This is a genomic window from Prochlorococcus marinus CUG1433, from assembly GCA_017644425.1.
Taxonomy (GTDB): Bacteria; Cyanobacteriota; Cyanobacteriia; order PCC-6307; family Cyanobiaceae; genus Prochlorococcus_A; species Prochlorococcus_A marinus_U.
Genome location: JAEPLN010000001.1, coordinates 500081 through 515402, shown reverse-complemented (window position 1 = coordinate 515402; position 15322 = coordinate 500081). Strand labels below are relative to the sequence as shown.

Sequence of the window (15322 nt, the reverse complement as noted above, 5' to 3'; positions counted from 1 at the left end):
GTATTTAATTATTTATTTTTCTCCAACAAAAAGAACACTTTCCCCATCTTTTGATTTCTCCTTCAGGAGTTGGGGATTTACAGTAAGCACAAATGCACATATTATTTTGATGGATTCTGCTTGGATGATTTGCCCAAACTATCTTTGCATTAGTAGCTTTAATATTTTTATTCTTAATTTCATAATTTTGTATAATTTTTATTTCTTTCAAAGTTATTCCAATTTTCTCGACTCTCTCTTTCAATTTATGCTTGTTATAGATTAATGCTTGGCGCCACTGTGGATGATTTACTGCAATAGTAAGTATTTTTTTTTCAATATTTAATGGTTTGCATTCTTGAAATAGTTCCAAACCGATTAGGTCTTTCCAGCTTTCGTTGATTTTAGAAAGCTTATCTAAGTCATCCCATGATTTTTTGAAATTATCAAGACAATTTTTTAATGGATGTGGATTTCTTTTATTCAATATCGGCAAATACTTTTTGTCCAATTTGTAAAATTTACTTATTAAGATTAAAGTTAATATAATCTTCAAAAAGATGCTTGTTGTTTTAATAAAGAATTTGTGAAAGTTATTGGATCTGCAGCTGAGACAGTTTTTTATTTAAAAAAAATTCAGGGTCAATACCCAAGTTGGAGACTTCAATACAAAATAAAATGTAAAAGTACCGAAAATGAGCTAACAAACTGGCTTGGATATTCCGAAATAAAGAGAAACCAGCCATTAGCCATAATAGCAAGAGAACAATCCTCGGGGTTTGGCCAAAACTCAAAAACTTGGGTTTCCCCAAAAGGAGGAATTTGGTTAAGTGCAGCTTACCCAATATTTTCAAAAGAATTTACAAGTCAAATATTTAATTTGTCTCTAGGAATTAAGATATGTGAAATGCTTAGACAAGAAAAAATAAATGTTTGTTTGAAATGGCCTAATGATATTTTCTTTGGTTCAAAAAAGTTGATTGGATTTTTACCAAGGGTGATAACCAGAGGTAAGGAAATTGTTTATGTAAGAATAGGTCTTGGCATGAATGTTCTAAATTACACTCCATCAGAAGGTATTTCATTATCAAAAGTACTTCAAACTAAGAATATTAATCAATATTATTGGACAGCTAAAGTTCTTAAAGCTTTTCATGATTCAGTTGTATGTAATAACAAAAAAGAATATGTGATCAAATCGGCAAACAAGTTTCTCAATAAAAAATTTTTACCTAGTGGTTTTTGCCCTCATACATGGAAAATTAAAGATATAGATTGGAATGGGAATTTAAGAATTGAAAATGAAACTCAACTTAAGGTACTTAGAAGGTTCTGAATTTAATTTATTTTTAATTCAACTATTTTCCCATCCTTAAATTTGGCTATTTTTTTTGCGCGATTTGCAACTTCATCTTCGTGTGTAACTAAAACTATAGTTATTCCTGATTCATGCAGTTTGTCAAAAAGATCTAGTACATCTTCAGTTGTTTTTGAATCTAATGCTCCGGTAGGCTCGTCTGCTAATAATATTGCAGGGTTATTGATGATAGCCCTAGCAATAGCAACTCGTTGTTGTTGTCCTCCTGATAATTGGTTGGGGCGATTATTCATTCTTTCAGAAAGGCCAACTTTCTTTAAGGCATTTTTACCTCGCTCTAATCTTTGCTCAGGCTCAATACCAGCATAAATCATCGGTAAAATTACGTTTTCAAGTGCAGTTGCATCTGAAAGAAGATGAAATTGTTGAAATACGAAGCCTAATTTTTGGTTACGTATCTCCGCTAGCTCATCATCAGATAATTTCTCAACAGGAATGCCATTTAATTTATAAACTCCTTCAGATGGTCTATCTAGACATCCAATTATGTTCATCGCTGTACTTTTCCCTGAGCCACTAGCTCCCATTACAGCTAAATAATCACCTTTATAAATTTCTAAATTTATGCTATCTAAGGCTTTAACAGTTAGATCATCTTTCCCATATCTTTTAGATATTTTTTCTAAACTTGCGACTTTCTTAGACATTTATTGAGAAATTCCTCTAGGAAATATTGTTTGCTACAGCAATAACATCTTGTAAGAAAGGAGTTTCTGAAACTGCTGTGTTAGCTAATTTAAAAAGAGGATTAGAGAGGATTCCTCCAAGAGCAGTTACTGCAATGCAAGTATAAAGTGCAATTCTCAAGGGTGGTAATCCCACAATTTCCCAATTAATTTCAGGGTATGATTTTACTATTTCAGAAGCTTCCTTTGGTTCTTTAACTACCATCATTTTTATCACTGAAATGTAGTAATAAATAGATATTACTGAAGTAACTAATCCAACGATTACTAATAGATACTGATGATTTGCCCAACCTGCAAAGAACAAATATATCTTTCCAAAAAATCCTAACATTGGAGGTAAACCTCCAAGTGATAGAAGACAAAGGCTCAAGCCTAATGTAATGAGAGGATCTTTTTGGTAAAGTCCTGAGTAATCAAGAATCCTGTCAGAACCAGTTCTTAATGAGAAAAGTATTACGCATGAAAAAGCTCCTAAATTCATAAACAAATATGCGGCCAAATATAAAACAGCAGCTGATAACCCATCTTGTGTACCAGATACTATTCCAATCATTACAAATCCAGCTTGACCAATAGAACTGTAAGCTAGCATCCTTTTCATTGAGGTTTGAGCTAGAGCTACTATATTTCCTAGAACCATGCTCAAGATAGCCAAAATAGTAAATAAAAGTTTCCATTCCTCATCGAAAGAAGAGAAAGTGGTGCTTAGTATTCTTATAGCGAATGCGAACCCTGCTGTTTTTGAACCGACAGATAAAAAAGCCACTACAGGTGTAGGTGATCCCTCATACACATCAGGAGTCCATTGATGAAAAGGAACAGCAGCTATTTTAAATGCAACAGTTGATAAGACAAATACAAGAGCTAAAGAGGTAATGAATGAGGGCTTATTTATTATTTCTAAACCAATTGTTGTTAAGTTTGTTGAACCACTTAATCCATAAAGAAAAGAGGAGCCGTACAAATAGACTGCCGCAGCAGCTGAACCAACAAGCAAGTATTTTAAAGCTGCTTCTGAACTTCTAGGATCTCTTTTGAGATAACCAGAAAGTAAATAGCTCGCCACCGAAAGAGTCTCAAGAGATATAAATACACTAATAAGGTCAGTAGATCCACACAGAAGCATTGCCCCAAGAGTCGCCGAAAGAACTATGGCTGCGAACTCCCCAATAGGGCTTCCACTTTGCTCTGTATAACGCCAGCTGATAAGTAAAGAAACTAAAGTTGATAAAGCTATTATTGCTCTAAATGCTATTGCTAAATTATCTGAATTAAAAGAACCAAGAAATGCACTATTTACTGGATTACTCCATTGCAAGGCTAAACTTAAAAGAGAGCTGCCGATTGATAAATAGCAAATTGTTGGTGCCCACTTTGATGCAGTTTTTTCTCCCGCTAAATCTACAAGAAGAGTTCCAACAATGCCTAATAAGATAAAGGCCTCTGGAATAATGGCTTGTGCATTTAAATTAATTGTAAAGATTTCGTTGGGCACTTTATTAAATAGGATTAAATTAAATGATTGATTGTAATGATCAAAGAGTTAATCTTAACTTGATTATAATTTATGGGTATGATTTTTGAAATTTTCAAGAGAAATTACTTGAAAAAGTTTCAAATAATCATAATATGCCCTAACTGAACAAAAACACCAATTTTTGAAATAAACCTTGGATCACACACTAGTTATTGTTGAAAGTCCCACCAAAGCAAAAACTATAAGAAAGTTTTTGCCTTCTAATTTTGAAGTTCTTGCTTCTATGGGACACGTAAGAGATCTTCCAAAAGGGGCGGCTGAAATACCTGCTGCAGTCAAAAAGGAAAAATGGTCAAGGATAGGAGTAAATACAACGGAAGATTTTGAACCGCTTTACATAGTTCCAAAAGAGAAGAAAAAGGTTGTTAAAGAGCTTAAAGATGCATTGAAAGGTGCAACCCAACTATTACTTGCTACTGATGAAGATAGGGAGGGAGAGAGTATTAGCTGGCATCTTCTGCAAATACTTAAGCCTAAAATACCTACTAAGAGGATGGTTTTTCATGAAATTACAAAAAAGGCAATTAATAAAGCTTTAGATCAAACCAGAGAAATTGATATGGAACTTGTTCAGGCTCAAGAAACCAGGAGAATCTTGGACAGGCTTTTTGGATATGAATTATCTCCTTTACTTTGGAAGAAGGTAGCCCCCCGTTTATCTGCTGGGCGTGTTCAATCAGTTTCTGTAAGACTTCTTGTTAGAAGAGAGAGAGAAAGAAGATCCTTTAAAAAAGCAAGTTACTGGGGAATTAAAGCTTCCCTAGTAAAAGATAATGTTACTTTCGAAACTAAATTATTTAGCTTAAACGGCCAAAGAATTTCTAATGGTTCCGATTTCGATGAACAGACCGGTAAATTAAAACAAGGAAATAAATCTTTAATAATTGGAGAAGAAAAAGTAAATGACTTATTGAAGATTTTTTCCTCTGAGGATTGGTTAGTCTCAAAAATAGAAAAAAAACCATCTACTCGCAAGCCAGTTCCTCCATTTACAACTAGTACATTGCAACAAGAAGCAAATAGGAAGCTTCGTTTGTCTGCAAGAGAAACTATGAGATGTGCACAAGGACTATATGAGAGAGGTTTCATAACATACATGAGGACTGATTCGGTTCATCTTTCCGAACAAGCCACAAAAGCTGCTAGAGAATGTGTCAGCTCTATGTACGGAAAAGAATATTTATCTAACGCACCAAGACAATTTAATTCAACTGCAAGAAATGCTCAAGAAGCACACGAAGCAATTAGGCCCGCAGGTGAGGTATTTAAAACACCAAAGGAAACTAATCTAACTGGTAGAGACTTATCTCTTTACGATTTAATTTGGAAAAGAACAGTAGCTAGTCAAATGGCGGAAGCTAGGCTGACAATGATTAATGCTGAAATTAGTGTTGGGGATGGATTATTTAAATCGAGTGGGAAAAGTATTGATTTCCCGGGATTCTTCAGAGCTTATGTCGAGGGAAGTGATGACCCTAGTTCATCCCTTGAACAACAAGAAATTATTCTCCCAAATCTAACAACCGGAACAACTCTTGAAGTTACTAATAAGGAATCTACTTTTCATGAAACTAAACCACCCGCAAGATATACAGAGGCTGCATTAGTTAAAGTTCTTGAAAAAGAAGGGATTGGGAGACCATCTACCTATGCAAGCATTATTGGGACAATTGTGGATAGAGGTTATGCAAATATATCTTCCAATACTTTGGCTCCAACGTTTACAGCTTTTGCTGTTACCGCTCTATTAGAAGAGCATTTCCCTGATTTGGTGGATACTACTTTTACTGCAAAAATGGAATCTTCATTGGATGAAATTTCTTCAGGTAATCTTGAGTGGCTTCCATACCTTGAGACTTTCTATAAAGGTAAAAATGGTCTGGAGGTAAAAGTTCAGAAAACGGAAGGTGATATTGATGGTAAAGCTTATAGACAAGTTGATTTCGATGACCTTCCTTGCGTAGTCAGAATAGGCTCTAACGGACCTTGGCTAGAGGGTACAAAAATTGATGAATCTGGAAATGAAATTCAGGCGAAAGGTAATCTTCCAATGGATATTACTCCTGGAGATTTAGACATAAAGCAAGTTGATCAAATTTTAAGTGGTCCATCAGATCTTGGAACTGATCCAAAAACTGGGGAAAAAGTTTTTTTAAGATTTGGCCCTTATGGACCTTACGTACAATTGGGAAATAGTGATCAAGATAAAGCTAAACCAAGAAGAGCTTCATTACCCAAAGAGTTGAAAACTGATGATCTAACTCTAGATCAAGCCCTTGTACTTTTAAGTTTGCCTAGGTTGTTGGGAGTCCATCCTGAAGGAGGTATTGTTGAGGCTGACAGAGGAAGATTTGGACCCTATATTAAATGGATTAAAAATGAAAACGAATCTGAAAATAGATCCCTAAAGAAAGAGGATGATGTTTTTACAGTTGATATAAAACGAGCATTAGAAATTCTTGCGATGCCAAAAATGGGTAGAGGTGGTCAAGAGGTACTTAAAGACTTTGGTAAACCGAAAGAATTTAAAGAAAAAATTCAAATATTAAATGGAAGATATGGGGTTTATTTAAAATGTGGCAAAACTAACGTTTCGATTGCCAAAGATACCGACATAGAAAAAATCACCATAGATGAAGCAGTATTTCTTTTAGAACAAAAACTAAAAGATAAAAAAGGCTCTATTTTAAAAAAAACAAAGATTGGTAATAAAAAAAATACAAGGAAAAAGAAAAGTTAGAAAAATATGATTTTGAAAAAAAAAGAATTTTTTTTATTAATTTTTTTAATTTTCTTGCAATCATGTTCTGGAGGTAGGATTGGAAATTTTCTTGAAAGTAGTTTTAATGATTTAGAAAAAATAGGCCAAAATGAAGATTTCAAAAAGAATTTAGAAAATAAAAAAATTGTAGAAAAAGAAAATAAAGAGTTCAATGATAAAAAAAATAAAAAAACAATCAAAGTAGAAAAGCCAAAAAATATTCTTGTAAATAAAAAAATTGTAGAAAAAGAAAATAAAGAGTTCAATGATAAAAAAAATAAAAAAACAATCAAAGTAGAAAAGCCAGAAAATGTTCTAGAAAATAAAAAGAATATAAATTTAGAAAAAATACCAAAACAAAAAAATAATAAAATTAAAAATTCTTCAAAAAAAAGAAAAATTGAGCTTCAATCTTACAAAATAATATTTATCTTAAAAGATGTAGATCCAAAAGATCCTACTCAAGAATTAAGTTCCATATTAAGTAATTCTGAGGTAAATTTTGAAATAGAAAAGATTGAACGTATCTTAAATTCAGACAAAAAAAGTATGAATAAAAATTAATTAAAAATTTTCAACTAAAGATGAAAATAACATCAAAAACTGAAGCACTAAATATCGTCGAGACCTCGTATTTAGCATCTCTTTCGGCTCTATTATGGGTTGCTCTATATTATTTGCCAATTGGTGGAGCTTTGTTGAGGTTGATTTTGCCACTCCCAATTATCCTTTTGCACTTGAGAAGAGGAACTAAAACTGCATTGGAAGGACTTCTAATACAATTTTTACTTTTATTTATAATAATGGGTCCAGTAAGGGGAACCTTATTTTTATTCCCTTATGGGATTTTGGCTTTTTGGTTGGGTTGGTGTTGGTTTAAAGAAAAAAGTTGGAAATTAAGTTTAACTTTAGGAGTCGTGATTGGAACTCTTGGTTTCTTCCTGCGAGTAATAGCATTATCTACATTAGTTGGCGATAATCTTTGGGTGTTAATTACAAGAGCAAGTTTTAGTCTAATAGAAAAGTTTATTGGATTATTTAATTTACCTTTTTCTCCCTCAATTTTAAGTATTCAACTAGGTGCTATCTTATTAATAATTTTTCAAGAAATAGTTTATGTTTTAACGATACATGTAGTTGCCTATTCGCTCTTCCCAAGGTTTAAATTAACTATTCCAGATCCTCCAAGATTATTAAATAGCTTATTTGATTTAAATGGTTTATAAAGAAATGCATTGTACAGAATCAGGGATAAATTTTTTTGGCAGTGAATCCAATAAAAAAAAACAAATTAATAGAATACAGATACTGAAAAAAAATATAAATAATTTCAAAATATTTCTTGTAATTGCAAGCACTAATACATCCCAAATTCAAGGAATTTCTGCTGCAGGTATTAATGCAAAATCAAGAAGAATAACTGCTCTGGCAGATGCCGAATTTTTGCTTAATGGTGCTTCAAAGGGTCATAAATATAAATTGCCTCTCCTTAATGCAGGAGTAACTCCTGCCCTAATCAGTCATGTTTGTTCAAAGCTTATAAATATTTATCCAGTTATTGTTCCTTTGGGAATAGGAGTAAAGCCTTACTTTGATCATTTGGTTGTAGAAGATAGAAATTTGGGGCCATCAAATTGTCTTACTACTGGTAAATCGATGACTAAAGAGAGAGTTTTAAATCTCTATGAAAAAGGTCTTGCGATAGGAAAATCCTTAAAACAACCAGTTTTAATTTCTGAATCTGTGCCGGGGGGCACCACAACTGCACAGGCAGTAATGGAAGCTTTTGGTTTGCAGGTATCTAATTTAGTAGGGAGTAGTTTATTTAAAGCTCCAAGAGAATTAAGAAGACAAGTAGTTAAAAGAGGACTTTTCAATGCTAATTTCAAGGCTGATTTCGACTCTTTTGATGTTGTCGCGGCGGTAGGTGATCCTTTCCAAGCTTTCTCAATGGGTCTATTAAATGGTGCCAGGTTGGCAAAACAACCTGTAATATTGTCTGGAGGAAGTCAGATGTTAGCGATCATTTTGCTTGTACTAGAAATGTTAGATGGAAAAAACAAAGATGAATTTATTGAAGATGTTTTTATTGCTACAACTGGGTGGCTTGTGAAAGATAATTCTCTAAATGATTTAGTTAATTTAATTAATCAAAAATATGATGTCAAATTATTAGGTTTAGCCAGTCCTTTAAATTTCAAATCTTCAAAATACAAAGAATTGAAGGATTATGAATTAGGTCATGTGAAAGAAGGTGTAGGTGCTGGTGGAATATCATTGCTTGCTTTCTTAGATGGATTTAAAAATGAAGAAATAGTTTCATTGTGTCAACTAAATCTGGAAATGATGAAGGGCCTGGGTCAAATTTCTTTAGAGAAGGATTGCTGAATGTTTTCAAAATTTACAACTAGAAGAGAATTTTTAAATTGTGGTAAGCTTTCGCTTTTATTTTTCTTAAACTCTTGCAGTAATCAACCTAATAAATTAAAAATTGCATTACAAAATTCTTTTTATCCAGAATCTTTTAAAGATACGATTCCAAAAGATTGGAAGCAGGAAAAAATTAATTTTGAAAATATTCGGATACAAAAAAATATAAACACAATTTTCAATTCTGACTTTACTTTAATAAATGATGGGTGGATTTCTAGTATAGATTTTTCAGAATTTGAAAAAATAAATGAATATGAACTGTTCGAAAATTTGGATAAGAGATCGATAGATTTTTTGGGAAGTTTTAATCAAAATCAGAGGAGTAAATTATTTCCTATTGGCGTAGTACCCTATACAATTATCATTAAAAATAATAAAGAATTAATAAATTCAGCCAGAACATCTTGGGATTTTCTTCTTTCTAAAAAATTAACTGGGAAAATTATTTTTCCACAAAGTCCCAGAATAATATTGTCGATTGCTCAAAAAATTAATTCATACAATTCTTTAAAAAAACTCAAAAGCCAAGCAATGTTATTTGATGATAAAAATATGCTCAATTGGTTGATTAATTCTGATGCTATTGTCGCAATAGTTCCTTACAGTTTTTGTTCAAAATATTTAAAAATAGATCCAAGGCTTTCTTTAGTTTTCCCAAGCCAAGGTGTACCTTTGATGTGGCATTTTCTACTTAGTCGATCAAATCTAAATAATGCAATTTTAATTAAATGGATTAAATCTTTAGAAAATAAATCAATAGTAGATAAATTAGTAAGCCAGGGTTGGTATCTTCCATTCAATAGTGATTATTTGCAAAGTAAATATAAATCTGAAATGTTACCCATCTCAGGACCTTCTGAGAAATGTTGGGAAAATAGTTGGTCTTTTTCTGTATTAACAAATGAACAAAAAATTAATCTTAAAAATATCTGGAATGAGTCCTTATCCCCATAATCTTTTTGTAGGATTTTCAATTAATAAGTTATGAGTTTCCTTTAATAAATTTGGTATATCTAATTTATTAGGACATTTAGGAATACATTCATTACATTCTTGACAAAATGAGGAATTTTTTTCTACCCACCAGTGGCCAGCTTTTCCTATTAAATTGTATCTTTCTTTTGAAAATTCTAATTGGCCATAACCAATAGATATATTTCTTAAACGAAGTATTTCTGGAATAGGCACTTCATTTGGACATGGAAGACAAGATCTACATTGTTCACATTTGGTTGAATTTAATCTTTCATTAGAAACTTTCTCAATTTTATTCAGGGCGTCTTTTTCTAGTTTTGTAAGCTTCTGGAATGAGTTTCTAAGTTTATGCGCAAATTCAAAATCTTTTTTGTTTGTCGCCCCCAAGGATAAAGTTGTAATGCCTTTTGCTAGCAGAAATCGATATGCTAATTCTAATGGATGAAAGGGCTTAGAGGCCTCTATCAAAATTTCACTTGGAGAATACAATCTACCGCCTTTGTCAGCAGGGGATATTGCTAAAACTCCCATCCCTTTTTTTATAGCTTCCTCTGCTAAATCAATCTTAGATTGATCTAAATAATGTAAATGAAGACTACAAAAAGTAAAAACTTCAGAGTTAATTGCATCTTTAATTAGTGAATAACTTCCGTGAGAACTAAAACCAACTTGATCGACTAGTTCCTTTTCAAGTATCCAAGATATGAATTTCTTACCCTCTCCAGCAAGAACCCAATCTAGATGTTGTTTTAAGTTAAGTCCGTGAATTGCAAGATTATTAATTTTCTCGCGATTTAAATTTTCAAGAGACTTTTTAAAATTTTTTTTTAAAAAGTCAAAATCACCCTTTGGTAAAACTTTGGAAGTAATCACCCAATTTTTTTCTTTTATATTCTCTTCTATTGCTAATTTTTTTATTGAATCTCCAATAAGTGATTCAGCATCACCATAAGAGGGTGCTGTTTCTATATGGTTAATTCCTACATAATATGCATTTTTTATTATGCTATACATTTTTTCGAGACTTTCAGTTGCGCGCATTGTCCCTAAAGTGAATAAGCTCACTTTCTCCCCTCTACCAAATGATCTTTTTTGTGAATTAATAATCATCTAAATATGATCAATTTCTTTTTATTTACTCTTTAATTTATTTATAGTTGAAAATCATTTAAAGTAAATTAAAGTAAATACAAAATTTTGCAAAAATATTTTTCTTAAATCTATGTTCACAGGAATAATTCAATCAGTTGGAAAACTAAGACAAGAAAAAAATATTTTAGAAATTGAAATTCTAGATAATTTATTTGATATGGCAATCGGTGACAGCATAGCTGTTGATGGAATTTGTTTGACAGTTAAAGAGATTTTTCAAAATAAATTTACTGTTGATGTTAGTGAGGAGACATTAAAAAAAACAACTTTAGGAGTAAAGTCGAACCTGAATCAGATTGTTAATTTGGAGCCGGCTCTAAGGGTGTCTGATCGTCTAGGCGGGCATATAGTCAGCGGGCATGTTGATGGCCTTGGAACGGTCGAGAATATAGAAAAATTAGAGAAATCTTGGCTCTTATCAATAAAGTGGAAAAATAATAATTTTTCAAAATATGTAGTTAATAAAGGGAGTATTTGTGTAAATGGTATAAGTCTTACTATTGCAAAATATGAGCAAGAAGGAGAAATATTTACTATTGCGATAATTCCTCATACTTGGCATAACACAAATCTAAATAAATTAAATATAGGTGACAGCGTAAACCTTGAGGCAGATGCACTAATTAAATATGTAGAGAAATTACTTTTATTTAATAAAAATAGTAATCAAGATATATCTTCAAATAATATTTCTTCCGAGTGGCTTAAAGAAAACGGTTGGTAAAATATATTTTTTAATTTAATGGAATCAGATAAATTGTTTTTGATTCTTTTTTAAGATCGATTTTAAATTCCTGACCAGGTTCTAGACCTAATTTTTTGGTGTATGCATGACCAATTAATAGGTTCCCATTGCCATGAACTTTAGTTTTGAATTCTGTCTGTCTGCCTCTTGAAGCTCTATTACCATTTTTCCCCTGCCGACCATTTCCTATTTTGTAACCTTTAGCTTCAATAAGCGCTTTATAAAAACTTTTTCTTAAGATTCTTCCGCTAGGACCTACGTAACCACAACCTTTTGCTATCTCATCTTCAGATTTTTTACTTAATAATTTTGCTTTTTCAAGAAGTTCTTTTCCTTCTAGCATTATCTGACAAATTTCTAATTATATAATCTTACTAAAAGGAGAACTGTGGCAATATAAATTAATAAAAAATATTTTTAATTTTTAAAATTTAGTTTTTTATAAAAGATACAAAATAATAAATAAAATAACCCATATTCCATCTACAAAATGCCAGTACAATTCAACAGCTTCCAAGGGGAACATATTTTGACTAGTTAATCTTCCGCCCTTGATTCTCGATTGCCAAGCAATAATTAAAATCATTAAAGTGCCTAAAGTGACATGTAATCCATGAAAACCAGTAAGAGCATAAAAAGTACTTGCAAATAAATTATCGGTTAATCCAAAAGGTAAATGAAAATATTCAAATAATTGACATATTAAAAATATAATTCCAAGAAAAGCAGTAAAAAATAACCATTTTTGGGATTCAGAGTTTTTATCTTTTAAAAGTGCTTTGCCTGCTTTATGGAAAGTTGCACTACTAATAAGTAACAAAATTGTATTGAGTGTAGGTATTGGTAGTTCTAATTCATAAATAGCACCATCAGGTAATGGATTTACTGCTTTATAAGTTAAATAAGCAGCAAAGAATCCAGCAAAAGTCATTCCGTCCGCAATTAGGAAAGTTATAAGACCAAACATTCTGAAGTCTTCATGTGTTTCATTGGCTTCAGAATTATTTTTTTGAATTTCTTTTGAGCTATCAAGAGTTGTCATATGTTTTTATTTTCCTTCAGTAATTTCTTTACCATAACCATATGGTTCTTCAACTAATGGAGCTTCCCCTTCCCAATTTTCAACTGGAGGTGGAGAAGATGTTAACCATTCAGGTGTAAGAGCATTCCAAGGGTTATCTCCAGCATCTTTTCCATTTCTCACACTAAGATATACATTAATTAAAAAAGGAATTGTACTCATAGCCATCAAAAGAGCCCCTAGGCTACTAATTTGATTAACGAACTGGAATTGAGGATCATATTCCGCAACTCTTCTAGGCATTCCATTTAAACCAAGCCAATGTTGAGGAGCAAAGCACAAGTTAAATCCAATAAAGGTAATGATAAAATGTAAAATTCCTAATTTTTCCTTGAGCATTTTCCCAGTTACTTTTGGGAACCAATGATAAATTGAAGAAAAAATAATAAAAACAGTCCCTCCATAAACTATGTAATGAAAATGGGCTACAACGAAATAGGTATCATGTACGTGAATATCGAAAGGTACCTGTGCCAAAGCAACTCCTGTGATACCTCCAAAAACAAAATTTATAATAAATCCGCAAGAGAATAACATTGCACTATTGATAGAAATTTTACCTCCCCATAATGTTGCAACCCAATTGAAAAACTTTATACCTGTTGGAACAGCAATAAATGCCGTGGCAATAGTAAAGAACAACCTCATCCAAGGTGGCGTTCCACTCGTAAACATGTGATGTGCCCAAACAACTAAACCTAAAACTACTATCCCCATTATTGAAAAAACCATTGTTGTATATCCAAAAAGTGGTTTTCTAGCATGTACAGGAAGTATTTCACTAACTAAACCAAAGGCAGGAAGGACCATAATGTATACAGCTGGATGAGAATAAAACCAAAATAAATGCTGATAAACTACGACATTGCCTCCCAAGACAGGATTGAAAAAACCTGTATTAGCGATGATATCGAAGCTAAGTAGAATTAAGGTGCCAGCTAATACAGGAGTTGACAAAACAACTAATAGACTTGTTCCAAGCATTGCCCAACAATACATTGGCAATTTCATAAGTTTTAATCCTGGCCTTCTTAATTTGATAATGGTCGCGATAAAGTTTATTCCACCAAATATAGAACTGCCTCCAAGTAATAGAACGCTCAGAATCCAAATAATTTGTCCCGATTGAGGAGTAGTTATGCTCAAAGGTGGATAAGCAGTCCATCCAGCCTGAGCAGCACCATCAACAAAATAGCTTGCTACCAGCATCAAACCTGAAGGAGGAATTAACCAAAAAGCTACGGCATTTAATCTTGGGAATGCCATATCTCTTGCACCTACATAAAATGGAATTAAATAATTTCCAAAAGCACCGTTAACTACAGGCACTATCCAAAGGAATATCATTATCGTTCCGTGTAAAGTTAAAACTTGGTTATAAACATCTCTTGGCATAAAATCAGACATTGGGCTGGCCAGTTCAATTCTTATAGCGCTCGCTAAGGTTCCTCCTATTAAATAGAAGAGAAAACCACAAACCAAGTATTGAATCCCAATTACTTTATGATCAAGGCTAAAACTAAAGTATCTAAGCCAGCCTTTAGGTTGAAGACTTTCATTATTAGTTTTTTGTGGATCAATTGATATTGTCATAAATTTACCTCTGGTTTTTTATTTTTGTTAAACCATTCCTTGTAATCAGATTCTTCTTCAACAATTATGGAGGCTCTCATTCCTCCATGATATGGGCCACATAATTCTGCGCAAATTATCGGATATTTTCCTACTTTTGTAGGAGTGAAATTTAGGATAGTCGGTTGTCCAGGAATAATATCCTGCTTAATTCTGAACTCCGGTACCCAAAAAGCATGAATGACATCTTTGGATTCCATTTTCATTGATACTTTCTGATCAACAGGAACGTGGAGTTCTCCTGATATGAAATTGCCCTTGGGATAATTGAATAGAAATGCAAATTGCATAGCTGAAACTTCAATTGATAAATTATTTATTGCTATTTCATTATCAGAAGTTTGACTTATTCCAGCCCATATTTTTTCAGTGTTAGAACTCATCATTTCATGGTTATGATTTAGTTCTTTCATCCCTCCCATTCGATCGTAGATGTTGTAGCTATATAGACCTATTAATAAAACGATTATTGAAGGGATAATTGTCCATACAATTTCTAAGCTTAAATTTCCCTCTAAAGCTATACCATCGCCTATCTGATCATTTCTTTTCCTAAATTTAAATAAGCTATAAATGACTGCTATTGTCATTCCTATAAAAATAATTAATCCAATAATGAAAAGAATTTTAAAAAGTTCATCGTAAATTGGTGCATTAATACTTGCTTCCGCTGGGAGCAAATTTACATTAAAACCAATCCAAAAAGATATACCAAAAACGAGCGAAATAATTAGAATTAAATAAATGTTTTTATTTAACAATTGATTCCTTGAAAATTTGTATTTCTATCCTCAAGATATTCAATTTTTTTAATCCTGCATCCTTTGTTAAAAGAAAAACATTTAAATTCACAACTTCTTAAGATTTTTGAAATAAAAGGCGTATTATTAATAACTTTTTAGAGTTAATTGTCAGGGAAAAAAGATTAAATTAGTAAATTATTTTTTAAATTAAACATAT

General features: G+C 32.1%; 15 protein-coding genes. 7 read left to right on the top strand and 8 right to left on the bottom strand.

Annotated elements, in window-relative coordinates; genetic code table 11:
- Positions 1–4 precede the first annotated feature (4 nt).
- The gene (locus tag JJ842_03015; protein ID MBO6970886.1) at positions 5–466 is read right to left on the bottom strand and encodes a DUF721 domain-containing protein; all 462 of its coding nucleotides are present in this window, start codon (positions 464–466) and stop codon (positions 5–7) included.
- A 99-nt stretch (positions 467–565) separates the two neighbouring features.
- On the opposite strand from JJ842_03015, the gene JJ842_03010 reads away from it, so the two are divergent.
- Positions 566–1315, top strand: coding sequence for a biotin--[acetyl-CoA-carboxylase] ligase (locus JJ842_03010; GenBank protein ID MBO6970885.1), 750 nt, complete (start codon positions 566–568; stop codon positions 1313–1315).
- A gap of 2 nt (positions 1316–1317) precedes the next feature.
- Here the strand turns inward: JJ842_03010 and JJ842_03005 are convergent, their stop codons facing one another.
- Together JJ842_03005 and JJ842_03000 are read right to left on the bottom strand one after the other, a co-directional pair.
- The gene (locus tag JJ842_03005; protein ID MBO6970884.1) at positions 1318–2004 is read right to left on the bottom strand and encodes an ABC transporter ATP-binding protein; all 687 of its coding nucleotides are present in this window, start codon (positions 2002–2004) and stop codon (positions 1318–1320) included.
- A 16-nt stretch (positions 2005–2020) separates the two neighbouring features.
- On the bottom strand, positions 2021–3541 hold the full coding sequence (locus JJ842_03000; protein ID MBO6970883.1) for an NAD(P)H-quinone oxidoreductase subunit N: 1521 nt from the start codon (positions 3539–3541) through the stop codon (positions 2021–2023).
- Between the two features lie 175 nt (positions 3542–3716).
- Between JJ842_03000 and topA the strand changes: the two genes are divergently transcribed.
- The 5 genes from topA to JJ842_02975 are packed head-to-tail and all read left to right on the top strand — an operon-like array spanning position 3717 to position 9731.
- Positions 3717–6323, top strand: coding sequence for a type I DNA topoisomerase (topA, locus tag JJ842_02995; protein ID MBO6970882.1), 2607 nt, complete (start codon positions 3717–3719; stop codon positions 6321–6323).
- A 6-nt stretch (positions 6324–6329) separates the two neighbouring features.
- Positions 6330–6908, top strand: coding sequence for a hypothetical protein (locus JJ842_02990; protein MBO6970881.1), 579 nt, complete (start codon positions 6330–6332; stop codon positions 6906–6908).
- Positions 6909–6928: 20 nt separating this feature from the next.
- Positions 6929–7570 carry a DUF2232 domain-containing protein gene (locus JJ842_02985; GenBank protein ID MBO6970880.1) on the top strand — a complete coding sequence of 214 codons (642 nt, stop codon included), beginning with the start codon at positions 6929–6931 and terminating at the stop codon, positions 7568–7570.
- Between the two features lie 4 nt (positions 7571–7574).
- The gene (locus JJ842_02980) at positions 7575–8732 is read left to right on the top strand and encodes a TIGR00303 family protein (GenBank protein MBO6970879.1); all 1158 of its coding nucleotides are present in this window, start codon (positions 7575–7577) and stop codon (positions 8730–8732) included.
- Complete coding sequence (locus JJ842_02975; protein MBO6970878.1) at positions 8733–9731, top strand: hypothetical protein; 999 nt, start codon at positions 8733–8735, stop codon at positions 9729–9731.
- On the opposite strand, the gene JJ842_02970 is transcribed toward JJ842_02975, so the two are convergent.
- Positions 9720–10862, bottom strand: a complete 1143-nt coding sequence (locus JJ842_02970) for an aldo/keto reductase (GenBank protein ID MBO6970877.1) — start codon at positions 10860–10862, stop codon at positions 9720–9722. The genes JJ842_02975 and JJ842_02970 overlap by 12 nt on opposite strands.
- Before the next feature lie 112 nt (positions 10863–10974).
- Between JJ842_02970 and JJ842_02965 the strand changes: the two genes are divergently transcribed.
- Positions 10975–11628: a riboflavin synthase gene (locus JJ842_02965; protein MBO6970876.1), complete on the top strand. Its 654-nt coding sequence runs from the start codon at positions 10975–10977 to the stop codon at positions 11626–11628.
- A gap of 10 nt (positions 11629–11638) precedes the next feature.
- Here the strand turns inward: JJ842_02965 and JJ842_02960 are convergent, their stop codons facing one another.
- The 4 genes from JJ842_02960 to coxB form a co-directional block, all read right to left on the bottom strand.
- Positions 11639–11992, bottom strand: coding sequence for a transcriptional regulator (locus JJ842_02960; GenBank protein MBO6970875.1), 354 nt, complete (start codon positions 11990–11992; stop codon positions 11639–11641).
- A 96-nt stretch (positions 11993–12088) separates the two neighbouring features.
- Entirely contained in the window at positions 12089–12691 is a 603-nt protein-coding gene (locus tag JJ842_02955) for a heme-copper oxidase subunit III (GenBank protein MBO6970874.1), read from the bottom strand.
- Positions 12692–12697: 6 nt separating this feature from the next.
- Positions 12698–14323 carry a cytochrome c oxidase subunit I gene (gene ctaD, locus JJ842_02950; protein ID MBO6970873.1) on the bottom strand — a complete coding sequence of 542 codons (1626 nt, stop codon included), beginning with the start codon at positions 14321–14323 and terminating at the stop codon, positions 12698–12700.
- On the bottom strand, positions 14320–15123 hold the full coding sequence (coxB, locus tag JJ842_02945; GenBank protein MBO6970872.1) for a cytochrome c oxidase subunit II: 804 nt from the start codon (positions 15121–15123) through the stop codon (positions 14320–14322). Before coxB ends, ctaD begins: the two co-directional genes overlap by 4 nt.
- Between the last annotated feature and the right edge of the window lie 199 nt (positions 15124–15322).